The sequence below is a fragment of the Umezawaea sp. Da 62-37 genome (genome assembly GCF_032460545.1).
Classification (GTDB): Bacteria; Actinomycetota; Actinomycetes; order Mycobacteriales; family Pseudonocardiaceae; genus Umezawaea.
On sequence record NZ_CP135965.1, the window covers coordinates 8,162,865 to 8,186,536 of the forward strand.

Consider the following 23,672-nt stretch of genomic DNA (forward strand, 5'->3'; position numbering starts at 1 on the left):
GTTGGTGCCCAGGGTCATTGCGCAGGGTCATTGCGTTGTGGGGTAGGTGCTGGTGACGGCGGTGATCAGGTCGTGTGATCGGCGGTTGGCGCGTCGGAGGGCGCGGGCGATGTTGGTGTCGCCGTTGGTGCGGTGCCAGCCGATCGCGGTGTTGCGCAGGGTCGCGATGACGGCGGGGCCGGTGCCTGTCCGGGCCTGATGTGCGTCTTCACGGAACGTGACGTCGCGGACGTGGTGGATCTGGTTCTCGATGAGCCATTCGCGGCGGATCCAGTCCTGCAGATCAGAAGGCAGGGCGTCGCCGGTGGGCAGGGACACGGTGAAGTAGGCCGTTTCGCGGGTGGTCTTCGCGTTGGTGGTGCGGCTGCGGGTGATCCGGATGGCCTGTTCGGCGTGGGGGAACAGGATGCCGCCGGGGATGTGCGGGGTGACGGCTTTGACGGTGCGGGTCTCGCGGCGTCCGTGACCACGGTCGCGGGTGCGGTCCCCGGCTGGGATCTGGGGCCAGGGCAGGGATTTAAGTTGGGCGAACAACTTCGGTTGGTTGCCCTTGACCGCGGTTATCAGGTGGGCTCCGTAGGCGGCGACCTGCTGGGCGTGGCCGGTTTGGGTGTGCAGGGCGTCGGCGACGAACACGGTGTCCGTCAGGGTGCCCATGACCTTGTGGACGGCGTCGAGAAGTGGTGTGAACGCGGGGATCTCGTTCGATTTCGCGTCCACGGTGACCTGGGCCAGGACGATGCCGGTGCCGGTGTCCAGTGCGGAGAGCAGATGGACCTGGCGGCCGTCGTCGAGGCGGGCGCCGCGCAGGGTCTTGCCGTCCACGGCGATGACATGGCGGTATCGGCGTGGTCGGGTCGGTGATGATTGCCGAGCGCGGGTGGTGAGCCAACCGGCGAGGACGGCGGCCAGCAGGTCGGCGTCGAGGCGGGTCAGCAGCCGCCACATCGTTGTGCCGGCGGGGATGCGCTCGAAGCCGAGCCTGCGACGGGCATGACCGTCGAGATCGTGTATCCAGTCGGTGATCGCCGCGAATGACGACGCTCCGGCCAGGACCGCGCAGACCGCGACCGTGAGCAGCGCGGACAACGGGTAACGGATCCCGCGCGGGTCACGCGGATCCGGGACCTTCGCCAAGGCGTCCAGCAGACCGCCATGCTCACCATCGGTGACAGGCGGCGGTGAGCCGCCGGCGGAGGGTGTCGTGACGGTCAGTGCGGTGATGAGAGATGATGGCATCGGCGGGTGGGGTCTTCCTCGGAGTCGTGAAGCGTCGCAACTCCATGATCACCGACGCGATCTCACCCGCCGCCTTCGCCTTCACAAAGGCTCCTTACCCCCGCAGACCTCCAGCTCAGCGCCATTGCCGCCTGACTACGCAATCGCCCTGGGCGGGTCGGAGACCGGCTCTGGGAGCTGATCGAACCCCTGATCCCGTCCCGGTCAGCGCCGCGCGGTCCGGGTGGGCGGCCCCGGATCGATGACCGTGCCGCGCTAGAGGGGATCTTGTTTGTGCTCGACACCGGCTGCCGCTGGCGAGACCTACCCGAGCAGCTCGGATGCGGTTCCGGGTACACCGCGTGGCGGCGGTTACGTGAGTGGCAGGACGCTGGCGTGTGGGACCGGCTGCACCAGCTCGTGCTCGACGAGCTGTCCGACATCGACGAGCTCGACTGGACCAGAGGCTGCATCGACGCGGTGTCGGTGCGGTCGAAAAGGGGGGCGAGCTGACCGGCCGCAGCCCTACTGGCCGGGGTAAAGCCGGCTCCAAGTACCACGTTCTGTGCGACGCGAACGGGCTACCGCTGCACATCGTGTTGTCGGCGGCAAACACCCACGACAGCATGCTGTTCGAGCCGCTGCTGGACGCGAACCCGACTGTGCGTGGCCACCATGGCCGGGCGGGCCGGCCACGATGCCGACCGGACAAGCTGCACGCCGACAAGGGCTACGACTACCGCCGCTGCCGCCGCTACCTGACCCGCCGCGGTATCAAGGTCCGTGTCGCCCGGCGCGGGATTGAGGGCAAGTCCCGCCTCGGCCGGGTCCGCTGGGTCGTCGAACGCACCATCTCCTGGCTGCTGCGGTTCAAACGCCTCGGGGCTGCGCTACGACCGGACCGAACGCACCACGCTGGCGCTACTCACGCTGGCCTGCACCGTGATCAACGTCCGCTGGCTCATGAAGATCGAGCTTTGCGACCAGGTCTGACGCATCCATTCACTCGTTGGGGATACATCGGTGGCTCTGTGTCGTTGGGTGGGGGTGGCTGGTGAGCTTCTGAGCGCGGAGCAGGTCCTCGGGTCGGCACGGGGCCCCTGTCACCACGAGGGAGATCGATCTCCTGGAGGAGGCTGCAGCCGCGTTGCTGGCGGCACCATCGACGGGGATGAACGAGCGCTCTCGTCGGGAAGTGATCAGCCATCGGTGGGGCCGCCTCTTCAGAGGCGTTCGATGCGGTCGGCCTGCGGGCCCCGGTCGCTCTGACGCACCGCGTACCGGACCCGGTCACCCTTCTGCAGCGGCTCCGACCCCATGATCACGGACACGTGGGCGAAGAGATCGTCGCCGCCTGCGTCCGGGGTGATGAAGCCGAAGCCGCGGTCGCCGTCGTAGCGCGCGACGACGCCCTCGCCGCCTCGTACGGGCACGTCCCGCGCGGCCGGCCCTGCGGCCGCGGCAGGTGCCGACCGCTGCGGCGCCGTCTGGGGCTCGGCGGCTTGGACCAAGTGCACGTCGCGGGCCTGCGGGCCCTTGTCTCCACTAGCCACCTCGTAGGCGACGCGGTCGCCCTCCGCGAGCCACGTCAGCCCCTCGGCCAGGGCCTGGGCGTGAACGAAGACGTCCCCGGCGCCGGTATCGGGGTTGATGAAGCCGAAGCCCTTGTCCTCGTCGTACCAGGCCACCGTGCCGTCGGCACCGTCCGCGATACCAGCCGCGGCGGGTGAGCTGGCCCCTGCTCCCAGCGGGATCACGTGCCCGGCCTGCGGGCCGCGCTCGCCTTCGACGATCAGGAAGGCCACCCGCTGCCCCTCGGTGAGCACGCCGCCGGTCACGATGGCGGAGCTGTGCACGAAGATGTCGGCGCCGCCGCCGTCCGGCGACGCGAAGCCGTACCCCTTGCCCGGCTCGTACCAGTTGACGGTGCCGAGCAGGCCCACGGCGCTGCCGGTGGCCGCATCGGCGGTGACGCGAACGCGCAGCGCCTGGGGCCCGCGGTCGTTCTCGCCGACCTCGAACACGACGGCCTGACCCTCGCGGAGCACTTTCGCGCCGCCGTCCTCGACGATCTCGGAGGCGTGCACGAACACGTCCGGCGAGCCGTCCTCGGGCGCGAGGAAGCCGAAACCCCGTTCGGCGTCGAACCAACGGACGGTCCCTTGCGGCATCAAAGGCTCCAGGTCGAGAGGGCGGGCACTGGCCCCCAGTCTCTCTGACGGACTTCCGGTCCATCGGGCCGGGCCCACAGGCGGGCGGTGCGGAGCCAGGGGCGGGCCGTTGGTTCACCTAGCGACACGCCGAGTTTTGAGACCAGGTCTAAATACCTTGATGGTCTGGGCGAAGGCTTGGGTGCCGGCGAGCCGCTCTGCCTGATCGGCGACTCCGGCACCGGCAAGTCTCACCTGCTCATCGGCCTGGGCACCGCCGCCACCCAGCAAGGGTCCCCCGTCCATTACACCCTGGCCACGAAGCTGGTCAACGAACTGGTGGAGGCCGCCGACGAACGCCGGCTCACCAAGACCATCGCCCGCTACGGCCGCGTCGACCTGCTCTGCATCGACGATGCTCGGCTACAGGGAACTCGACCGCTGCGGCGTCGAACCGCTCTTCCAGGGCCTCACCGAACGCGAGGAGATCAACTCCATCACCATCGCCTCTAACCAGCTTTCCTCCGGCTGGACCCGCACCTTCACCGACCCACGTCTCCGCACCGCGATCATCGACCGACTCGTCTTCGCCGGCAACGTCCTTGATACCGGCACCACCTCCTACCGACTCGCCCACGCCCGGTCGGCGACCACGCACCGAGCCGACACTGTCGGTGGGAGCTGATTGGCTAGCCGAATGTTCGAAACTCCCGATGAGCTCCACAGCCTCCAAGTCCTGCTCGACGTCTTTGGCCAACTCCAGCGGCCACCTCAAATCGATCATCCGGCCAGGTGAGAGCACCTTGGACGCCGAGCAGGTCGTCCGAGTCTGCCAAGGCATGTGCACCCTGGCCATCGCCACGGTCACCCGGCGCGGTGAACCACACATCAGCGGCGCCGACGCACCTCCTGCACGGCCGCCGGATCGTCGGCACCCGCCGCCAGGCCGCCAAAGCTCGCCATCTCGCGGCGCGCCCCGGCATCAGCGCGCCCTTCCTGCGCGGTGAGCAACTCGGCATCTTCAAGCACGGACACGCCGTCGCGCTCAACCCCGAGGAGACGAGCAGCGACCCGACCTGGCCGGCAATCCGCGACTACCTCGTCAACCACTACGACGGCGACAGCGAGGACCCGTTCTGGGACGAGAACATCTGGTACCGCATCAACCCCAGCTGGATAGTCGCCTACAGCACCGATTCCGTCGGGCTGCTCGACCAACAACCGCCAGTCTGAAGAGAGCTCGCGCGGGTCCACCTCAGGCCGTCACTTCGGGGCCAGTCGAGGGGTTCTGGCCCATATTTCGTGATCGTTCTGGCCCTGTGCCGGGCGTGACGTGGGCTCTGTGACCATGTTCCCGGTGTGATGATCATGATCCTGGCGTGCTCCTCTCTCACCTGGCCGGTGTGGTGATCGAGCGGGTCGAGGAGCTCGGTTCGACGGTGTGGATCCGGGCGTCCCCACGTGCGGTGGAGGCGGTGTGTCCGGCCTGTGGTCGAGTGCTGGTGCGGGTGCATTCTCGGTACGAGCGCAGGATTCCCGATGCGGCGGTGGCTGGTCGGCGGGTAGTCCTTCGGCTGCGTGTCCGGCGGTTCTTCTGCGAGGACGCAGACTGCCGGATCAGGACGTTCGTCCAACAAGTCACCGGGCTGACGGTGCGCTACGGCGGCGCACGGCGCTGTTGCGGACGATGGTGGAGTCGATCGGACTCGCCTTGGCCGGTCGAGCCGGATCCCGGCTGGCCGCAGTGCTGGATTGTCGACGAGCCGGAACACGATGCTGCGGTTGATCCGCGCGCTGCCCGATCTCGACATTGCCACGGTCACCGTTCTGGGTGTCGACGACTTCGCCCTGCGCCGGGGCCATCATTGCGGCACCGTTCTGATCGACATGGACACCCATCAGCCGGTCGACGTGCTGCTGGACCGGGAAGCCGCAACCTTCGCCGCCTGGCTGGCCGAACATCCCGGCACCACGGTCGTGTGTCGGGACCGGGCCGGGGCCTACGCCGAAGGCGCCCGCACCGGTACACGCGACGCCATCCAAGTTGCCGATCGCTGGCACCTCTGGCACAACCTGACCGGATACGTCGACAAGACCGTCGCCGCCCACCACCGCTGCCTGCGTGAGCCGCACATCTCGCCGGAGGCCCCGGTCGAGGTGGAAGTTGTTGACCTCGCCCAGACGGCCGAGGTCGCTCACGCCGAACGGGCAGAGCAGTCCGCCCTGGTCGTGCGCACCAAGGATCGCTATGAGGCTGTTCAGGCATTGAAGGCCCAAGGGTTGGGCATCAAGACCATCAAGCGGGAACTCGGGCTGGCCAAGGAAACAGTTCGCCGCTTCTACCGCGCCGCGAGCGTCGAGGAACTGCTGGCCAAACCCCGCGCCGGGCGCCCGAGCAAGCTCGACGAGTACAAGTGCTACCTGCACCAGCGTTGGAACGACGGATGCACCAACGTCCTGCAACTGCACCGCGAGATCACCGCCGCCGGATACCGCGGACATACAGCTCGGTGCGGGACTACCTCGCCCCCTTCCGTGCTCTGCGAGCCGCACCACCGACGAAAGCAGGGAGGCCATCAATGCCGTTGCCGCCTTGGACACCGATGGAGCGTGCGCGGTCGACGCGGCATTCGTCGACCGCGCTTGCCAGTCACCCGCTCAGCAGCCAGTCCACCAGCGCCTTGGTCGCACCAGCCACCACACCAGTGACCATAGCGCGGAGCGTCATCCTGAACCTGCGATTCCTGCGAGTCACGTCATCCTCCTAATAGCCGGTGTCGTTCCGCCGACCATGGTTGGCGTCGCCCCGCGCCACTGTCCGGAACGCCGAACAAGCTCGGAAAACACGCCTCGGACCGGCTACGTTGGAACACCTGCTCCGAACGAATCCGAACCGAAGTGGAACTCCTCTTGCAGACTTCGTTCCGCGAGAAGTTCGCCGCGCAGTTGGTCGATATGCATGTGGCGGCGGGTAGACCGACCTACCAGGCGCTGGTGGCGTACAACCGCGCCACCGCTCCGGAGATCCTGCGCGGCCGGCTCAACCGATCAACCTTGAGCGAGCTGCTCAACGCCAAGTTCGTGCGTCCACCGGACTGGCAGGTCATCGAGGCATTCGTGGACGGCTGCCACGCCCTGGGCCGCGACGCGTCCGGGAAGCAGTGGCCGCTGCTGCGCCCGCTGACCGATCTGGCCCTGTGGAGGTTTCGGCACACCGTCTTGATCGAAGGGCTGGCGCTGTCGAGCACCGGACACACGGCTCCGTCCCTCGAACCCCCCTACCAGTCATTGCCGCGGGGTGCGCCGGACGTGTGGCTGCTCCAGCCGCGTTTCGGAGTTGTGCCGTACCTGGGTCGTACCGGGTTGCTGGATGACCTGGCGGCGTGGTGCCAGAATGATCGGCCGTTCGCCATCGCGACTGTCTCGGGTGACGGCGGCTCCGGGAAGAGCAGACTCGCAGCCCATCTGTGCGCCCGGCTAAGCGGCTGGACCGCCGGGTGGGTCACCTCCAAGGAGATGTTGGAGGAGTTCACGCCGGAAACACCCGCCTTGCTCGTGATCGACTACCCCGAGCGGTTCCTCCCCGTGCTCGGGCCGGTGCTGGAGGGGTTCGCACTACGGTTGACAGGGCCGCCAGTACGGGTGCTGCTGCTCGATCGCACGCCTGCGGTGCAGTCCCACTGGTGGACCGAGGTGGAGCGAACTGGTCACGGGACAGCGTCGTTGTTCACCACGCTGCACATCGATCTGAGCCGACATGCGCTGCACCCGGACGAAAAGCGCGAACACGCCGAAGCCGCAGTGCGCGCCTTCGCCGAGCACCTTGAGGTCAAGGTTCCCGATGTTCCCGATGTGACGGGGGAGGAGTTCGTCAACCCATTGCTGGTGCACGTGGCCGCCCTGTTAGCGGTTCGGGGTGAGGGCGGCGGGCCCAACGTGCTGGCGCACCTTCTCACGCGGGAGCAGGCCCGGTGGACTCGGCTGCTTTCCGTACACCAACTTGGCGACCTGCACCACGCCCATGCCGTGCGCGCCGTGGTCCTCGCACTGCTCACTGGACCATCAGCTAGAGAAATTCGGGATGTGCTCGCTGCGTTGCCGGAGTTCGCCGGACTTGCGCAGGCGGAGCGGCGTGGCCGGATCGGCTACTGGTTGGCCGAGCTCTACCCAGGTGCGTCTGTGCTCGGATCATTCGGGCCGGACCTGCTAGTCGAGGAACTGCTCGACAGCACGGTTCGTATCGGGCCCGACCTCGATGAGGTGGTCGCGGCCGCGCATTTGGTCGATGAGCGCTGCCGCGCCCGACTGCTGAACACTTTGTCGTTGGCCGCCGTGCACCGCCCTGCCGTGCACGGGGTGCTGCAGCGACACCTCGTGGCGAACTTGTCAGAATTGGTGCGCCAAGCGCTCGACGAGCCGGACGGTGTGCTGGCGGCCGCTGCGGATAGTGCGCTCGTGCTGTGCGAAGAACAACGGGATGCCGGGCAGGAACTCATCAGGGCCTGCGCCGCACTGCAAGATCTGCCCCGACACCACGAACACGGCGCACAACTGCTCTGCACGACGCTGAGGTTGGCGCTGCCCCTCGTCCGCGCTTCGATCGAACGTGATCCCAGCGGGGACACCACCCCCTTGGCTTCGGTGTTGCAAGCGCTGAGCTACCGCTGCACGGAGGCCGGCAGGCACGAGGACGCGTTGGCCGCGATGCAGGAGTGTGTTGCGTTGCGACGACGGGATCCTGATCGGAACCCTCGGATGCTGGCCATCGGGTTGGACTGGCTCGCATCCGCGTTGCTCGCGCTTGGTCGGCGGTCGGAGGCGTTGGCGGCGGCGGAAGAAGGTGTGGCGCTGGTTCGCCACACGGGTGACGGGCAGGAACTGGCCACCGCACTGAACCGGTTGAGCTGCGCGCTGTTCGAACTGGGCCGCCACCAAGAGGCACTGGAGGCCGACGACGAGGCGCTGTCCATCCTGCGTGTGTGTGCCGAGGACGGTCCGCAGCACGACTTGTTGTCGATCGTGCTGAGCAACCGCGGCGCGATCCTCAACAGCCTGCGCCGGTACGAGGAAGCGATGGACGCCATCGCCGAGGCGGACCGGTTACGCGAATGGCGAGCGGACCAGCAGCCGACGAACCTGAACAACGCCGCTTCCGTCGACGTTGCGCTCGGCCGTTACGAGCAAGCCTTAACCTCTGCCGAACGAGCGGTCGAGGTGAGCCGTCGGATGGCTGGGCTCAACCCCCGACGCCACCGCATCACCCTGATCCACGCATTGGACCAGCTCGCTCACGTCCAGCTCCGACTCGTCCGATCGGACGTCGCTGTCACTGCCATACAGGAGGCGGTCGGTCTCGGCCGCCAAGGGACTCGGGTGGAGCTGATCACGGCCCTTGCGCGGTCTGTTGACGTGCTTGTCAAGATCGACCGCTACGCCGACGCGTTACCGGTGTGCCGGGAAGCTGTAACGCTACTGAGGGCCTCGGTCGAGGCCGAACCCGGCTCGCTGTCCATGTTGGTCGAGACACTGATCAAGCTGAGCGAGGTGCTACACGCCCTCAACCGTCCGGTCGACGCCCTCGACGCCGCGCGGACGGCCGTGGAGCTGACGAGCCGGTTCGACTTGGCTGAAGCTCTGGCGAAAGGCGGGGCCCTGATCAACCTGGGGGATCGGTACGCGAGCCTGGATCGCTCCGCTGAAGCGCTGGAGCACACGGTAGCTGGAGCGGAACTCCTACTATCTGTCGGGCATTCGGCCGCGCTTGTGTCCGCGCTAACCCGACTAGCATCCCTGCACCTCAAACTCGAACACCGCGATGAGGCATCGGCGGTAGTCGCCGAGGCTGTTCGCATCGGTCGAACGATCACTCTGATCGAGCCTAGCGACTTAGGGTTCGCGCTATGCCTTCTCGGGGAGATCCGTCTGGATTCCGGGGACGCTGAACAGGCTACCGCCGCATTCACCGAGGCAGTGCGGTTGTGCGCCATCCACGCAGAAGCAGGCCGCCGTCGCATGGCTGCGCTCGCTTCGGCCTTTCACGGCTTGGTCAACGCGCAGATCGCCACCGGTCACTATGACCAGGCGGCGGACAACTGTCAACGGGCTGTGGAGCTTTATGAGCGGCTGGCCAGCGTGGATGAGGAATACCTGCTCGGAGTGGTCGGCTCATCGAGAGACCTGCATAGCATCTTGATCAGGCTAGGACGTGTTGACGAGGCTGTTCCCGTTGCATACCGCAAAGCCGAGGCCGTCCGTCACCTGGCCTATCGAGAACATCGGTTCAGTGAGCTCCTGCAAGGCAGCTATATGGACCTGATAGCTACGCTGCGCTTGGCTGGCCACTTCGATCTCACTGAGCCCGTTGACTATCGACCTCATCGTCCGGCATGACAATGGCCCCTAGCGGCCCTTGGGTGTCACATGTCGTTTCCGCTGCTGATGTTCGGTTCGGTGTGGATCGGTCTTCGTGAGGCCATTGTGAATAGAACTTGACGGTGAGCCGCTGAAATTGGGTGGATCGAGATAATGTGACCTGTCGACGTTACTGCTGTTGCGCGTCGGCCGGTTGTTGCCACAGACTGACTGGTCGACGCGCTGTAGGGCAGGCAATCGACCATGAGCCCTCACGGGGATGTCAAAGTCGGCACAAGAGCCTTGAGCTTTAGTTCTTTCCAGCGCGGCTTCGCCCGGCCACGACAACGCAGGGTGTCCCGGCTGCAAGCCTGTTGCCGCACGCGGGAGTCGAGTCACTTGGGTCGGTGTCAAGTGCGCTTGTCGACTTGAATATGTAGACGGTGGCAGAAGGAGAAGGAGCGAATCCGGAGCGCCGATCATGCCCAACCGGAGTCGTACAACGTCGAACTGACGCTAACTGCGCTCCTGCATCAACGTTTCCGCAGGTCAGTCAGTTTTTGGTCGACACTGGGGGTCAAGGGGTCGCAGGTTCGAATCCTGTCGTCCCGACGGTCGAAGTACGGCGAAAGCCCAGGTCAGGGCCTTGGATCACTACGGTGAGACGAGGCCCTTTTCTGTTTCTCGGGCACGGCGTCTCACATTTTCACACGAACGCTCGTACTGCTTGTTTCAGCCGAGCAGGTCGTCGAGCTGGTCAGCCGCCTGCCTCAGGTGCTCGACGTTCGGGTGGATGTAGACCCGCTTGGTGAAGCTGAGGTCCGCGTGCCCGGCCCAAGCGCTCACGATCACGTCCGGGATGCCCGAGGTGGCGAGGTAGGTCAGGCAGGCGTGCCGGGCGTCGTAGGGGCGGACCTTCCGCACCTCGGCGGTCTCCATCAGCTTGTAGATCGCACGCCGGAGCCGGTCGGTCTTCCACGGTCGTCCCAGTTCGTCGACGAGCACGAACCCGGACCTCTCGTACGGGTCGCCAGCCTTGATCGCCTCTGCGGCCTGCCGAGCCCTGTACGCCTTCAGTGCCGCGTGCGGGGGCTTCGGCAGGGGCAGCTTGCGCTTGCCCTTCTCCGACTTCGGCCCCTTCTCCTCCACCTCGCCCTCCACGAGGGTTCGCGTCAGCTCAACCGACAGCGTCCCGGCCTCCAGATCGACGGCTGACCACACGCAGTCCGCAGGCCTCGGCGGGCCGCATCCCGATGAGCGTCAGGAGCACCGGCGCGTGGAGCCTGTGACCGCGGATCGAGGCGAGGAACTGTCTCACCTCCGTCTCACTCCACGGCACGCGCAGGGCTGCCGCAGCCGCTGCCTTGCGCCGCGCTTCACGCGGGATCTGCGTGTACTGGGCGACGTTCCGGACGACCAGCTTGCGCCGCATCGCCACGTTCAAGGACGACCTGAACCGCCCCAGGGTCAACTGGATGGAGCGGACTCCAAGACCACTGCCGACCTTCCCGCCGCGCTTGCGCCCGGAGGTGAGCATCCAGCTCACCAGGTCGTCGAGGTCTTCCTCGGTGACGTCCTGGAGCCGCTTGCCGCCGAGTCGTTCCCTCACCGGCAGCAGCGCGTCGGCGTAGTTGGCGGCAGTGGCCTTCTCGACGTCGACCGTCGTGGACTTCAACCAGGTGTCCAGCCACTCGGACACGGTGGTCTTGTCCGGCCCGACGAACGTCCCCTCGTCGGTCTGGTGCTTGATCTTGGCGTACTCGGTGCGGGCTTCTTTCTTGGTGTCGTAGGTCTTGGTGATCTGTTTGCGCTTGCCGGTAGCCGGGTCGCGCCCGACGTCGATCACGAACCGGTACCTCGTCGTACCGTCCTTCAGCTCGATCTTCTTGATCGGATCCCCCACTGCGGTGGTACCCCTTCGTTCATCAGCCCCCCTCGGGCGGGCCCAGAGGGGGTAGCAAACCAAGCTCACGAGCTCTGCGGATGTAACGCGCGACCTGCGGACGTGAACGGTTCATCGTGTGACTCACCATCACCGCAGGCGACTTGCTCCCCGCCGCCACGCTCTCTGCGTAGATCTGTGCCGCCGTGTGCGCGTCGCGGTCGCCTTGGCTGAGGCCGTCCACCGGTGCCCTACCGCTGTGCTCGGCACGTCCGCGGTGCTCGGGTGGCAGCGTCGCCAACCATTCTTCGCGGACCGAGGCCGGCACTGTTGCGGCGTTCATCGCCTCTTGCAACAGGTAGTCGACCAGTACCTGCCTCAGCACCGACGTGGTGACTGGTGTGCGGCGATTCGACTTGATGCTCAGTTCGACGATCGCCGGACCGTCGTCCGCGGCGACGTCCACTTCGATCCTCACCGCCGCCGGCGGGTCGCCGAGCTGGATGTGGGCGTCGAAGTGGGCGGGTACGGCGGTGTCGGGACCTGCTGGCAGGTATCCCCTGGATTCCACCGGCTCGACCGACACCCAGTCGATTCGGAAGTTCTTCGGCAGGCGAGGCACGACAGAACGATACGCATCCCTTCACGAGCGCTTACATGGTGTGACGATATGGCCATTGCACTGACATGTCAACGCAATCGAGCTATCATGGTCTCATGAGCATGGGGGGATCGACACTCGCGGACCGCGCTGCGGAGCTACGCGAGTGGATCACGACTGGATATGCGCGCGACTTGCGTGTCGCTGCTGGACTGAGCCAAGCACTGGTGGCTCAGGACTGCGAAGTAACAGCGTCCACTGTGCACCGCTGGGAAACCGGCGGCCGCTTGCCCCGTGGCCGCAACATCACCACGTACCACGGCTTTTTGGCTCGTCTGGTCGAGCGGGAGTGGCGTGGAGGTGAGCCTGATGGGGAGTAGGCAAACCTCGCAGCGTCGTCCGACGCTCGCGGAGATCAAAGCGACGTGGCCGGCGGCTGTGGATGTACCGACCGCGGCGACAGCGTTCGGGATGAGCCGCAGCAAGGCGTACGACTTGGTCGCCCGCGCCGAGTTCCCCGCCAAGGTGGCGAAGTACGGCGGCCGATTCATGGTGATCACCGAGTCGCTGATCCGTGCGTTGTCGGCGGGGGACTGACGTCATGACCCAGCCCAGGCAGCAGAATTCGCCCAGAGACCACGACGAGCCATCGACTCGGCGCCTGCGGGTGAGGTCGGTTCACGACGTCGACATCAGGCAGACGCGGTTCGCGTGGCGGAACTACCTACCCGTCGGTGAAGTCGCTTTGCTGGTCGGCAAACCCGGCGTCGGCAAGAGCACGGTTGTCGTGGACTTGGCGGCGAAATTGACCACAGGACAGCTCGATGGCACCTTCAGGGGCGAACCGCAGCACGTCCTGTACTCCATCACGGAGGATTCGGAGTCCACGCTCAAGGCCCGGCTCATCGCGGCCGGGGGAGACCCGCACCGGCTGCACCTGGTCGATGCCGTCTACGGCGACTCGCCCGACGGCACACCGCTGATCGTCAACCTCGACCTGGACATGGTGCGCGAGGTGATCGAAGCGCGGAAGCCAGCTCTCTTCGTGCTCGACGCGCTCAACTCGTCCCTGTCCGGACAGCTCAACGACAACTCCATCGTGCGTCCGCAGTTGGAGAAGTTGAGGCACCTGGCACAGCGGACGGGCACGACCATCCTGGGCATCGGCCACTTCCGGAAGGCGACAGCGGGTGTCGATCCGGTCGACGCCATCGGCGGCGCCGGGGCCTACACACAGGTCGTTCGGCACGCTCTGGGGTGCGCCGCGGAGGATGACGACAACTACGTCCTGTCGGTCATCAAGTCGAACGTGGTGTCGGTGTCGAGCGTTCAGTCGCTGGCCTACAGGGCTACCTCCGCCACCGTCATGGCCGACGACGGAGGCGAGACCGAGGTCGGTCGGATCGTCTGGCAAGGACATTCAGCGACCTCGGTCGTCGACCTCCTCCAGCGCTCCGCGTACGACGACGGGGACGAGCGGGCGGATGCTGCCGCATGGCTCACCGACTACCTGGCGGAGCGCGGCGGCGAGGCCGCAGTGCTGGAGTTGTTGGCCGAAGGACACCGGGCAGGCTTCTCCAAAGACGCCTTGAAGCGGGCCAAGACCGGAGCCAAAGTCCGCTCCGAGAAGGCCGACTTCGGCGGCGGCTGGGTGTGGCGGATCAACCCGACGAGGTTCGAAGGGAGCGAAGGGAGCAGCACAGGTGGCGCCGCTCCCTTCGCTCCCTTCGTGCGCCCTTCGCAGGATGAAGACGACCGTTCACCGCTGTAGCAAGCTAAGCATCTGGACAGAAGTGGTGTCTGTAAGGGCTTGCAGATCATTAACTCGTTGGCGTGGTGCCGTCCGGGATGGTGATACCTGCGGTGTGGGCAAGATCGTAAAGGTCGTCCAAGCTGGTAAGGCGCTGTTCGGCGGGCTGGATGCTCAGGCCCGCCTGTTCAAGCAGTATCCGGATATCGCGGATGCGTTTGTTGATGGTTTCGGGACGCACACCGAACAAGGCTGCGACGGCGACCTGGGGCAGCCCCGATCGGTAGTGCAGGACGGTGGCAAGAAGTCGGTCGACCAGGGTCAGGATCGGGCGTCGACCGGTGTCCGGGCCGCCTTTGTGGCGGGGGCGGTGGCCACGTCGTGTGACGAGCTGGGCTTCGCGTTGATCCTCGTGCGGGGCGGTGAGCGCGGCGATAACGTTATGCCAGTCGTGGGTGGGCAGGCCGGTGATGGCGGGGTGGCACAGCCAGGCCAGATCGGGGCTGGGTTGGTCGAATGGGTCCGGGACGGTGACGGGAATCCGTGGGTATGCCTCGGGCCGCAGCGTGTAGTTCCAGTCGCCGTGCCAGTCGTGCCGGTCTAGTGGCAACGCGTCCATCTGCCCGTCGCTGACACGGACTCCGGTGTCGTAGGTGTCGGTGTCCAACTCGGCGTGGACGGTCAGCCCGGTGCGGGTGGTGGTCGCCGCGATGGTGTTGACGATGACCTCGTGGCTGCTCAGGGGTCGGCCGCGCCAGTTCATGGTGATGTGGGAGAACAGTCGGTGCTCGATCGTGTTCCACTTGGACGTCCCGGGAGGGAAGTGGCACACGGTGATCGTCAGGCCGGTTTCCACTGTCAGGGCGGCCAGTTCGGCTTTCCATGCGCGGGTGCGGTAGCCGTTGGAGCCGCCCGCGTCGGCGGTGATCAGCAGGCGTCCGGCATGCGGGTAGGTGCTGCGGCCGGTGCTCTTCCACCAGCGACGAATCGATTCGACGGCGAACGCGGCGGTGTCGTGGTCGGTGCCGACGTTGACCCAGCCGGTGTTGGTGGCCAGGTCGTAGATCCCGTAGGGCACGGCCTTGCCCAGGGTCTTGTTGGGGAAGTCGTGGGTGTCGACCTCGACCGGATCACCGCCCGGGCGCCACTCGCGGCCGGCGTTGGCGTACTGCCCGACCAGTTCCTTCTTCTTGGTGTCCACGCTGACCACCGGTTCGCCGGTGGCCTGATGGTCCTTGACCTGTTCGTTGAGGTAGCGGAACTGCGCGTCCCGATCGGGATTCTGCTTGCCCTCCAGGGTTTTGACGTTGCTTTGTAGGCTGAAACCCTCCTCTCGCAGCAGGTCCGCGACGGTGTCGGCAGAGATCCGGTGGCCACGGGCTGTGAGTTCGGCGGCGAGCTTACGAGTCGATTTCGTCGTCCACCGCAGTGGCGACATCGGGTCGCCCCGCACGTCGGGTTCGACCAATGCCAGCAGCGCCGGTCGCAGTCCCGCGTCGAGGTCGGCGGCGCGTTTACGGCCCCCGCCGGGCCGACGCACCCGCCCGAGCGGGGCCTCACCGGACTCCAGCTCCGTGACCCCCAGGGACACCGTGGCTTCACGGACACCCGCGGCGCGGGCGACGAGCCTGATCCCGCCGTGTCCCAACGTTCTGGCTTCCGCGGCGAGTAGTAGTCGCCGCTGACGCTCGTCCAGGTGCGGCATCAGCACCTCGAACTTCGCCACCAGCGCCGCTCCCGCGTCCTCGATCAGGCTCATACCACAAGCATGACAGCCCAAGATCGGAATCTACGGTTTATTTCTCTGCGGGTCCTAACTCGCGCGAGTTGACCTTGCCGCGAACGTGAAGAGCCTCGTCGGGTTGGATTGAGTTACCACACACAACACACCCGACGAGGCCTTCACCAGTATGCGCCCCGCGCATGTCTACGCCGATTTGACCCCTGGCCAGCACCTTGAGCTGGTCACAGCACTGCACGGGCCATGGCGAGTCGCCGCCCGCATCGTCATCATCCTGCTGTCCGCGTCCGGAATGAGCGCGCCCGAGATCGCCGAACTCCTGCACTACGAGCCGACCACCGTGCGCCGCTGGATCGCCCGACACACCCACGACGGCATCGCCGGGCTTCCCGACCGGCCCCGCAGCGGACGCCCCCGCCTCGGCAGCCCCAGACTCGGGCAACGCACCCACACCCTGCTGCAAACCCCGAAAGCCTGGACCACCGCACGACTCTGGCGCGCCGCCCGACGACCCGAGATGAGCCTGCGCACCTTCTACCGGCGACTACGGGAACAAGCCAACTGGCGGCGCCCCCGCCTGATCGCCAAAGGCGACCCCGACCACGACACCACCTGCGCCACGATCGCCGCCCGCGTCGCCGCGCTCCCGGTCGGATCCGTGGTGCTGGCCGAGGACGAGACCCACATCGACCTGCTCCCACGGATCCGGTCCTGCTGGATGCCCACCGGACTACGACACCGCATCCTCACCCCGGGCAGCAACATCCGCCGCACCGTGCACGGCGCGATCAACCTCGCCACCGGCACCTGGCACCACCACGTCTCCATCAAGAACGTCTCCGTGGTGTTCTGCCACTTCCTGCAAATGCTGCTCGACGCCTACCCCGACGCGCCCGTCGTCGCGGTCCTCTGCGACAACGGCAGCACCCACCACAGCGGAATCACCCGCCGCTGGCTGGCCCAGCATCCACGCCTGCAAGTGATCGAAGGCGCGAAATACAGCCCGCAGAACAACCCCGTCGAACGCGTCTGGGCCGGACTCAAACACCACATCGCCAACACCGCACCCGCCACCATGGCCGCCCGCATCCGCCAGGCCCACACCTACTTCCGCAGCCGAACCACCGAGCAGAACCTCACCACCGCCGCACCCTGGACCAGCCCCTGGCTACCCGAAGGTTTCGGACAACACTTCTGGCCTGGTGCTTAGAAATCAGGACACCCAAAGGCGTCCTGACCAACTCGGCCACCAGCCCACCGGACGGCCCACGCCGCGCTGACCGCGACGCCTTCGTGTCGACGGCAGCGCGCGTGGGCTGCGCGATGGCTGGCGTGGTGACGGATCTGGTCGGGATGTCCCGACCGGATGGGAGCACGGGTTCGAGGATCACGAGTGCTGTGCCGGACGATCTCGGCTTCGGGACTGCGGATCGGTCGCTCGGTACTAAAAGGAGCGGGCTCAGACGGAGCCCGCCAGTCGTTTCGGGGGAACGATGAACACGAGGAAGCAGGGCGTGCGTCGACAGCGGCGTGTGCGCGGAGGCGCCGAGACCCGGATCAACATCCGCACCACCGTCGTGGTGAGGGCCGCACTCACAGCTCGGGCGGCAGTGGCCGGGTTGTCGGTGCCGCTGTACCTGATCGAGTGCGGGCTGCGCGAGCCCGACGGCTGGTCGCTGCACCAGCAGCGGCACTGGGTGGCCGAGTGGGAAGCCGCCGCGGTGAAACTGTTCCGGTCGGGCAGCGCGCTCAACCAACTCGCCCGCCAAGCCAACAGCGGCTACGTCGTCGGCCAGCGGCAGTTGGAGGCTGCGCTCGACTACCACCAGCGTGTCTTGGACGAGCTGCGTCAGTCGCTCGACGCGGTGGACCCGCACCGCCGAGGCGAGCGGTGATCGCGGAGGTCGCGGGCCGCGGCAAGCGCGGCTCGAACACCCTGGGACTGCTGCGGTACCTGTTCGGCAGGGGCCGCGCCAACGAACACCGCGACCCGCACATCGTGGCGGCATGGGATCCCGACTGGGTGCGAGGTGAGGTCTGGGGCGAGGACGCGACCACCGCCCCAGGACGTGCGCGGCTGACCCAGCAACTGGATGCGTTGATGACCGGGCACCAGGTGGACTTGCCGGACGGGCACGTCTACCACATGGTCCTGTCCATCCCGCCCTCCGACGTCGTCACCGCTGGCCTCTCGCCTCAACCGGAGGCGCACACCGACAAGGACGGGAAGCGGCACGCACAACAGCGACTGCCCGATGCGCTTTGGCGGGATCTGGTCGAATCCGGCATCGCTGCTCTCGGTCTGGACGCCGACGACGAGGGGAGAGACGGCTGTCGATGGGTCGCGGTCCACCACGGCCTCTCGACCGCCGGCAACGACCACGTCCACGTCGTGGTCAACGTGGTGCGCGGCGACGGCCGGGTGGCCAACCTGCACCGCGACTTCCTGCGCTGGCGCGACTGGTGCCGTCGGGTCGAGGACGAGCGCGGCTGGACGCGCACCGCCCCGGCTAGCGAGGGCCGCTCCAAGGCCACGTCGCGCATCGAACTCGTGCGTGCGGAAACCAGTGGGAAGCGCACCGAGCGGGACCAGTTGCGCGACTTCGTCACGGCTGCGGCAGCAGAGTCCGCCGATGAGATCGGGTTCGTCCTGGGCTTGCGCCGCCGTGGCGTACTGGTTGCTGCCCGTCCCGATGCCGGACCGGTCACCGGCTACAAGGTCGCCTTGCGGCCGGATCAGCACGCTGCCGGGCAAGACCGCCTGACACCTGAGCCGCTGTGGTTCGCCGGGTCGACGCTTCGCCGGGACCTGTCGTTGCTGCGGTTGCGCGCGCGTTGGGCCGACTCCATGCCGCTGCCCGCCAATAGGCAGCAGACGCTGTGGCGTGACATCGCCGATCAACCCGTCGGCCCGCAGGACTCAACTGGCAGGACGAGCGAACAGACGCTCCGGCGGGAATTGAATCGGGTACGCGCAGCCGTGGAAACCGTCACCGGCGCTGCAGAGGGCATTGCCCCGGCACCGGGCCTGGACCAGCGCACCTGGCACCTGTTCGTCGAGCGCACAGCCGACCTGGTGGCCGCGGTCCGGCCTCATGACCCTCACCGGCTTCTCGACAAGGTCCACGACGAGCTGACACGCGCCGCCCAACTTCCCCACCCCGTCCCGACAGCCAGTTCCATCACGTCGCCAGGCGCCAAGCTGTTGCCCGTTCCGGTCATCACCGCCCAGGAAGCGCTGCGGCTGCTGAGCGCCGCAGCTCGCATTGCTGCTCACACCCGTGATGTCACCCCCGTTGTCCTGGCCTTGGTCGTGGTCGCAGTCCTGGCCATCATCACGGCTTTGCGCACGAACGCCGAGCGTCACGCCATCCGTGAGGGGGTCTGTCAACAGCTCGACTCGACTATTGCTGTTCTGATTGTGCACCCAGCCCGCGACGACCTCCCGCTCAAGAAACCACCACATCTCCACCAATCCGTTGCGGCTACCTCGCCTGCCGCTCGGCCAGATCCGATACCGATTTCCCCTAACGCATCGGCGCGATCACGCCGAACCATCCTGCCCGACTCGACCAGAATCACGAGGCCTGCGCGATAAGCAGGACATATCGAGTAAATATGAGAACCCGTCGGACGGGTGCACTTCGGGATTTGCAAGATTGGGCGTCAAATTTGCAATGCTGATGCCGGGCGTGGCGTATTCGTACTTTCCGCAATTATGCGGATGCGTGGTGGGTGTGGTTGGCGCATTCCGTACCAGGTGCGGCATTTGCTCCGATCGTGCATCTTGGATGCCCTGAATGGACGCTGACCTGCTTCGCTCTCTTCGGGGATACTGAGCGGCTCGCCAGTGCTCTGCGGGCTCGGTGTTCGCGCCGATCGCGGCGTTCGAAGGGGGAGAGCAGGTGGCGATAGGTGTCGATCGTGCTCGGATTGATCTTGTCAGTGCCAAGGCGGAGTCGTGGGCGGATGACCTGATCGACTTCGGTCCCAAAAACACGCTGCTGTACTACCGTGACAGCAAAACGTGGAGTCTCGACCTGACAAAAGCTCCTCTTGAGTATACTGCGCAGCTGCTTTCAGGTCGCAAAATTAGGCTTGATATGTTGGTGGAGTCTGGTGACGCGCATGCGGCGGCCTGCCAGCGCGCGCGAAACTTGCGCCGCAGGATGCTCACCTTTCAGGAGGAGCAGGGAATCGATGACGTGGGCAAGCTAGCCCACGGCTTGTTCTTGTTGCAGCCAACGTCGACCAAGGGGACGACGCCGGTCAAGCCCTTGCGGGCACCTCTCGTCCTCCAACCTCTCACGATCACACCTCGCACTGCCGCAGAGACGGACTACGTGCTCGAGCTGGTGGGAGCACCTGAAGTCAACCCGGTGTTGCTGTACGCGCTCAATCGCCAGCATGGCATCGACTTGGATGTCGAACAGCTCACCGACGAGTTGAACGCCATGCTTGAGGAGCACGATGACCGCTCGAAGCACGCGGGGCTCGTGTACCGAGCGCTGAGCGACCTCGTGTCCGAGCACGGTCGTGCCGCCGAGTTCGAGGAGCGGTTGTTCGCGAGCACGTTCAGCTTCGACAAGTTGCCGATGGTGCGAGAACTCAAGGACTGTGCCGAGCTCTTGGCATCGCATGATGTCATCGCCGCAACAGCGGGCTACGAACCGGCCAGGCGTCAGCTCCGTGACACGGCCGGCGGGTACGAGCCGGTTGAGCCCGACAAGGTTGTCCTCAGGGACGAATTCCTGGTCCTCGACGCGGACTCGTCCCAGCAGCGTGCTGTCAACGCCGTGATGGACGGGCAGCACGTAGTGATCCAGGGACCGCCGGGAACCGGCAAGAGCCAGACGATCGCCAACATCATCACCGCTGCCGCTGCGAGGGGTTGGCGCGTGTTGTTCGTAGCGGAGAAGCGGGCTGCGATCGAGGCCGTCACGAATCGCTTGGATCACGTCGACCTGGGACACCTGGTGTTCGACCTCCACCAGCAGAAGCTCGACAAGAGGCAGGTCGCCCAACAGGTCTCGGAATCGCTGGACAGGGCGAGCAAGGAGCCACCCGCAGACGCCAACGGTCTGCACGAGCGGTTGACCGAGCGACGTGATCACCTGCTCCACCACGACCGTGCTCTGCACGGGGCGATCGAACCGTGGGGCATCAAGACGTTCTCCCTCTACGAAAACCTTCTGGTCCTTCCACCCAAGAGCGATAACCCGGTGCGTTTCCGCGGTGCCGACCTGCGCGACCTGCACGGCGATACGGTTCAGCGAGTCGAAGACGACCTCATGAGGTTCATCAATTCGGACGGCCTCCGCTTCCACCGCGGCGAGTCCGCTTGGTCGCAGTCCGAGATCCGCACGCCTGACCAGGTGCAGAGCGTGGTCGTGCAGCTCGACGAGTTGCACGCCAAGACGTGGCCGGACGCGCAGAACCGCATGCGACGTCTCATCGGGCAGGTCGGCTTTCGACGTCCTACGGACTTGCCCGGCTGGGAACAGGTCCTGGAACTGCTGCGCCACGTCGAGGCCACGTTGACCCTGTTCGAGAAGGACGTGTTCGGCGACGAACTCGAGGACTACTGCTTCGCCACCGGTGACCGCAAATGGCGGTCAGCCAATTCGCGGCCGCTGAACTGGTGGCAGCGGTACAAGGTCCGCAAGGTGGCCGCAGCGCTTCGCAAGGCCGGGAAGTGCAACCGGCGCACGCTGCACGCGGATCTGAGCGCAGCGCTCGTTCAGCGGAACTGCTGGCAGGAAATGGCGGCTGAAGGGGGCGTGCCGCAAGAAGTCGTAGGTCTAGCCGAGACGCTGGAGGAAATCGGCAAGGTCCGTGACCAGTTGGCCGCCGTGGCGATGGGAGCGCAGTTGACCGAACCCGACCAGTGGTCGGAGGACGAGGTGACAGCGCGCGTCGGGCGGCTCCACGAGGAGCGGGACTTCCTCTTCCAAGTCCCGATGTTGAACGAGTTGACCGATCGACTCGTCGGGATGGGGATGGGGCGCTTCCTCGACGTCCTAGTGGAACGGAAGGCGGAGGCCAAACTTGCGCGCGACATGTTCCACTACTCGTGGTACAGCTCCCTGCTCGACGAGTACCGGGTGCGCATCCCGCACTTGGGGCAGTTCGCGGGGTTGCACCACTCCCACGTCGTGTCCGAGTTCCGCGAGTTCGACACCTCGCACTTCCAGTTCAACGCCCAGCGCGTGCGCCGGCGCGTCGCCGAGAGGCTGCGTGAAGCACGGGACGCGCATCCGGACCAGAACGATGTAGTCCGTGCCGAGGCGAAGCGCAAGCGGGGCCACATGCCGCTGCGGAAGCTGGTTGCCAAGGCGCCGGACGTCTTGCTCGCCGCCCGCCCGTGCTGGGCGATGTCCCCGATCGTGGTCAGCAGGCTCCTCCCCGCGCAGCGGCTGTTCGACCTGGTCGTCTTCGACGAGGCCAGCCAGGTCGAACCGCAGGACTCGATGACCTCCATCATGCGTGGCAAGCAGCTCGTCGTCGCGGGGGACGAGCGCCAACTGCCGCCCAGTGCTTGGTTCCGCACAGCTCTCAGCGGCGGCGATTCGGACAACGACGAGGACGACGACGAAGCCGATGCGCCCCAGGTCCGCGATTTCGAGTCCATCCTCGCCTGCCTGAGCGCCTTCATCCCGAACACCCGGATGTTGGAATGGCACTACCGAAGTCAGGACGAGAGACTGATCGCCTTCTCCAACAAGGCTTTCTACCAGGGGAAGCTCATCACCTTCCCCGGCTGTCAGGCAGCGAGCCCGCTGTTGTTGCACCAGGTTGACGGCAGGGTGGCACCAGGACGTGACGGGTCGGCCGACACCGAGGTGGAGAAGGTCATCGACTTGGTGCTGACGCACGCCCGCACCAATCCCGAGGACACCCTCGGCATCATCACCATGGGCAACACCCACGCCAAGCGCATCGATCTCGCTCTCCGACGAGCCAGCGCCAGTCACGACGAGCTGGTGGAGTTCAACGGTCGCATGCAGGGTGCGGGGCATCGCCTGTTCGTCAAGAGCATCGAACAGGTTCAAGGTGACGAGCGCGATGCGATCATCTTCAGCCTCGGTGCTGCCAAAGCGATCAATGGTCGACTCCACATGACCGCCTTCGGTCCGCTGAACCGCCAAGGGGGAGAGCGGCGCCTCAACGTCGCGATCACGCGTGCGCGGAAGCGGATGGACATCGTTGCTTCGTTCTCCCCGCTCGACATGCCGACGTCCGGGATCAGCGTTGGAGCGGACCTGCTGCGCCAGTACCTGGAGTTCGCGGACAACGGGGGATCGCTGGGCCTCGTCGGTGCGCAAGGCAAGCAGGAGATGAACCCCTTCGAGAAGAGCATCCACGGTGCCTTGGTCGACGCAGGTGTTCCGGTGACCGAGCAGTGGGGGGTGGCTGGTTACCGCATCGACTTCGCCTTGGGACACAGGGATCAATCTGGTCGGATGGTTCTGGCCGTTGAAGCGGATGGTGACACCTACCACCGGTTGGGCAGCGCTCGTGATCGCGACAGGCTTCGTCAGGATCACCTCGAGCGTCTCGGCTGGCGGTTCCACCGCGTGTGGGCGAGCGAGTGGTTCCGCGATCCGACCACGCAGACCGCGATGATCGTGGAGAGCTGGGAGAAGGCGATGCTCGACGCGGAACGCGACATCGCTCCTGCTCCTGCCGCCGCTGCGCGTCCGCCGAAGGAACGAGCGGTCGCCGTTGAACGCGGTCCTCGCCCAGGCTTTCTGTCTTCGCCACGGCGAGCGAAGAGCGACGACTACACCAATCGGGAGCTGGTCGAGTTGTGCCTGTGGCTGCTCACCGATCAGCTCCAAGTCGATCGTGACACCCGCATCGACCAGGCCGTTGATGAACTCGGGTTTCAAAGGCGCAGTAGCAAGATCAAAGAGCGCATCGGCAACGCGCTGGTGCGCGCTCAGCAGCTCGTTGACGCACAGGGAGCATGATGTTTC

At 66.1% G+C, this 23,672-nt stretch carries 18 protein-coding genes and 3 pseudogenes; 14 read left to right on the forward strand and 7 right to left on the reverse strand.

Annotated elements, in window-relative coordinates; genetic code table 11:
• Positions 1–27 precede the first annotated feature (27 nt).
• Positions 28–1,239 (reverse strand): ISAs1 family transposase, encoded by a 1,212-nt coding sequence (locus RM788_RS37755; RefSeq protein WP_315924185.1) that lies wholly within the window; start codon positions 1,237–1,239, stop codon positions 28–30.
• A gap of 156 nt (positions 1,240–1,395) precedes the next feature.
• Here RM788_RS37755 and RM788_RS37760 point away from each other — a divergent pair.
• A pseudogene (locus RM788_RS37760) lies at positions 1,396–2,211 on the forward strand (IS5 family transposase); the annotation flags it as partial.
• Between the two features lie 230 nt (positions 2,212–2,441).
• On the opposite strand, the gene RM788_RS53120 reads toward RM788_RS37760, so the two are convergent.
• Positions 2,442–3,161 (reverse strand): cold-shock protein, encoded by a 720-nt coding sequence (locus RM788_RS53120; RefSeq protein WP_399345216.1) that lies wholly within the window; start codon positions 3,159–3,161, stop codon positions 2,442–2,444.
• A gap of 30 nt (positions 3,162–3,191) precedes the next feature.
• A pseudogene (locus RM788_RS37780) lies at positions 3,192–3,389 on the reverse strand (cold-shock protein); the annotation flags it as partial.
• 87 nt (positions 3,390–3,476) lie between these two features.
• On the opposite strand from RM788_RS37780, the gene RM788_RS37785 reads away from it, so the two are divergent.
• From RM788_RS37785 to RM788_RS37805, 6 genes and pseudogenes are all read left to right on the forward strand, one after another.
• Positions 3,477–3,881 carry an ATP-binding protein gene (locus RM788_RS37785; RefSeq protein ID WP_315924188.1) on the forward strand — a complete coding sequence of 135 codons (405 nt, stop codon included), beginning with the start codon at positions 3,477–3,479 and terminating at the stop codon, positions 3,879–3,881.
• A complete protein-coding gene (locus RM788_RS37790) occupies positions 3,784–4,053 on the forward strand; it encodes an ATP-binding protein (protein ID WP_315924190.1) in 270 nt (89 codons plus the stop codon). Before RM788_RS37785 ends, RM788_RS37790 begins: the two co-directional genes overlap by 98 nt.
• Positions 4,054–4,244: 191 nt before the next feature.
• Positions 4,245–4,601: a hypothetical protein gene (locus RM788_RS37795; RefSeq protein ID WP_399341295.1), complete on the forward strand. Its 357-nt coding sequence runs from the start codon at positions 4,245–4,247 to the stop codon at positions 4,599–4,601.
• A gap of 242 nt (positions 4,602–4,843) precedes the next feature.
• A pseudogene (locus RM788_RS53125) lies at positions 4,844–4,960 on the forward strand (transposase family protein); the annotation flags it as partial.
• Between the two features lie 190 nt (positions 4,961–5,150).
• A complete protein-coding gene (locus RM788_RS37800; RefSeq protein ID WP_315924192.1) occupies positions 5,151–6,077 on the forward strand; it encodes a transposase in 927 nt (308 codons plus the stop codon).
• Positions 6,078–6,266: 189 nt separating this feature from the next.
• The gene (locus RM788_RS37805; RefSeq protein WP_315924194.1) at positions 6,267–9,758 is read left to right on the forward strand and encodes a tetratricopeptide repeat protein; all 3,492 of its coding nucleotides are present in this window, start codon (positions 6,267–6,269) and stop codon (positions 9,756–9,758) included.
• A 693-nt stretch (positions 9,759–10,451) separates the two neighbouring features.
• Here the strand turns inward: RM788_RS37805 and RM788_RS37810 are convergent.
• Genes RM788_RS37810 through RM788_RS37820 form a run of 3 tightly spaced genes read right to left on the reverse strand, consistent with a single transcriptional unit; the run spans position 10,452 to position 12,223 of the window.
• Positions 10,452–10,940, reverse strand: a complete 489-nt coding sequence (locus tag RM788_RS37810; protein WP_315924196.1) for a site-specific integrase — start codon at positions 10,938–10,940, stop codon at positions 10,452–10,454.
• Positions 10,897–11,622, reverse strand: a complete 726-nt coding sequence (locus tag RM788_RS37815) for an Arm DNA-binding domain-containing protein (RefSeq protein WP_315924198.1) — start codon at positions 11,620–11,622, stop codon at positions 10,897–10,899. Before RM788_RS37815 ends, RM788_RS37810 begins: the two co-directional genes overlap by 44 nt.
• A 22-nt stretch (positions 11,623–11,644) precedes the next feature.
• Positions 11,645–12,223: a hypothetical protein gene (locus RM788_RS37820; RefSeq protein WP_315924200.1), complete on the reverse strand. Its 579-nt coding sequence runs from the start codon at positions 12,221–12,223 to the stop codon at positions 11,645–11,647.
• 101 nt (positions 12,224–12,324) lie between these two features.
• On the opposite strand from RM788_RS37820, the gene RM788_RS53130 reads away from it, so the two are divergent.
• The 3 genes from RM788_RS53130 (at position 12,325) to RM788_RS37830 (ending at position 13,973) form a co-directional block, all read left to right on the forward strand.
• Complete coding sequence (locus RM788_RS53130) at positions 12,325–12,582, forward strand: helix-turn-helix transcriptional regulator (RefSeq protein ID WP_399345218.1); 258 nt, start codon at positions 12,325–12,327, stop codon at positions 12,580–12,582.
• A gap of 91 nt (positions 12,583–12,673) precedes the next feature.
• Complete coding sequence (locus RM788_RS53135) at positions 12,674–12,799, forward strand: hypothetical protein (RefSeq protein WP_399341300.1); 126 nt, start codon at positions 12,674–12,676, stop codon at positions 12,797–12,799.
• 70 nt (positions 12,800–12,869) lie between these two features.
• Entirely contained in the window at positions 12,870–13,973 is a 1,104-nt protein-coding gene (locus tag RM788_RS37830; RefSeq protein ID WP_315924202.1) for an AAA family ATPase, read from the forward strand.
• A 49-nt stretch (positions 13,974–14,022) separates the two neighbouring features.
• On the opposite strand, the gene RM788_RS37835 is transcribed toward RM788_RS37830, so the two are convergent.
• Positions 14,023–15,711, reverse strand: coding sequence for an ISAzo13 family transposase (locus tag RM788_RS37835; protein WP_315924204.1), 1,689 nt, complete (start codon positions 15,709–15,711; stop codon positions 14,023–14,025).
• Between the two features lie 151 nt (positions 15,712–15,862).
• On the opposite strand from RM788_RS37835, the gene RM788_RS37840 reads away from it, so the two are divergent.
• The 4 genes from RM788_RS37840 to RM788_RS37855 all read left to right on the forward strand — a co-directional run bounded on the left by RM788_RS37840 (position 15,863) and on the right by RM788_RS37855 (position 23,666).
• A complete protein-coding gene (locus RM788_RS37840; RefSeq protein ID WP_315924206.1) occupies positions 15,863–16,903 on the forward strand; it encodes an IS630 family transposase in 1,041 nt (346 codons plus the stop codon).
• A gap of 283 nt (positions 16,904–17,186) precedes the next feature.
• Complete coding sequence (locus RM788_RS37845; RefSeq protein WP_315924208.1) at positions 17,187–17,588, forward strand: hypothetical protein; 402 nt, start codon at positions 17,187–17,189, stop codon at positions 17,586–17,588.
• Positions 17,585–19,291: a relaxase/mobilization nuclease domain-containing protein gene (locus RM788_RS37850; protein WP_315924210.1), complete on the forward strand. Its 1,707-nt coding sequence runs from the start codon at positions 17,585–17,587 to the stop codon at positions 19,289–19,291. Before RM788_RS37845 ends, RM788_RS37850 begins: the two co-directional genes overlap by 4 nt.
• Before the next feature lie 268 nt (positions 19,292–19,559).
• Positions 19,560–23,666, forward strand: a complete 4,107-nt coding sequence (locus RM788_RS37855) for a PDDEXK-like endonuclease domain-containing protein (RefSeq protein WP_315924212.1) — start codon at positions 19,560–19,562, stop codon at positions 23,664–23,666.
• Positions 23,667–23,672: the final 6 nt, after the last annotated feature.

Bases quoted from the DNA above. Each gene is read 5' to 3' on its own strand.
- RM788_RS37755 (WP_315924185.1), bottom strand. From the start codon at position 1,239: ATGCCATCATCTCTCATCACCGCACTGACCGTCACGACACCCTCCGCC.
- RM788_RS37790 (WP_315924190.1), top strand. From the start codon at position 3,784: ATGCTCGGCTACAGGGAACTCGACCGCTGCGGCGTCGAACCGCTCTTC.
- RM788_RS53130 (WP_399345218.1), top strand. From the start codon at position 12,325: ATGGGGGGATCGACACTCGCGGACCGCGCTGCGGAGCTACGCGAGTGG.
- RM788_RS53135 (WP_399341300.1), top strand. From the start codon at position 12,674: ATGAGCCGCAGCAAGGCGTACGACTTGGTCGCCCGCGCCGAGTTCCCC.
- RM788_RS37835 (WP_315924204.1), bottom strand. From the start codon at position 15,711: ATGAGCCTGATCGAGGACGCGGGAGCGGCGCTGGTGGCGAAGTTCGAG.
- RM788_RS37840 (WP_315924206.1), top strand. From the start codon at position 15,863: ATGCGCCCCGCGCATGTCTACGCCGATTTGACCCCTGGCCAGCACCTT.
- RM788_RS37845 (WP_315924208.1), top strand. From the start codon at position 17,187: ATGAACACGAGGAAGCAGGGCGTGCGTCGACAGCGGCGTGTGCGCGGA.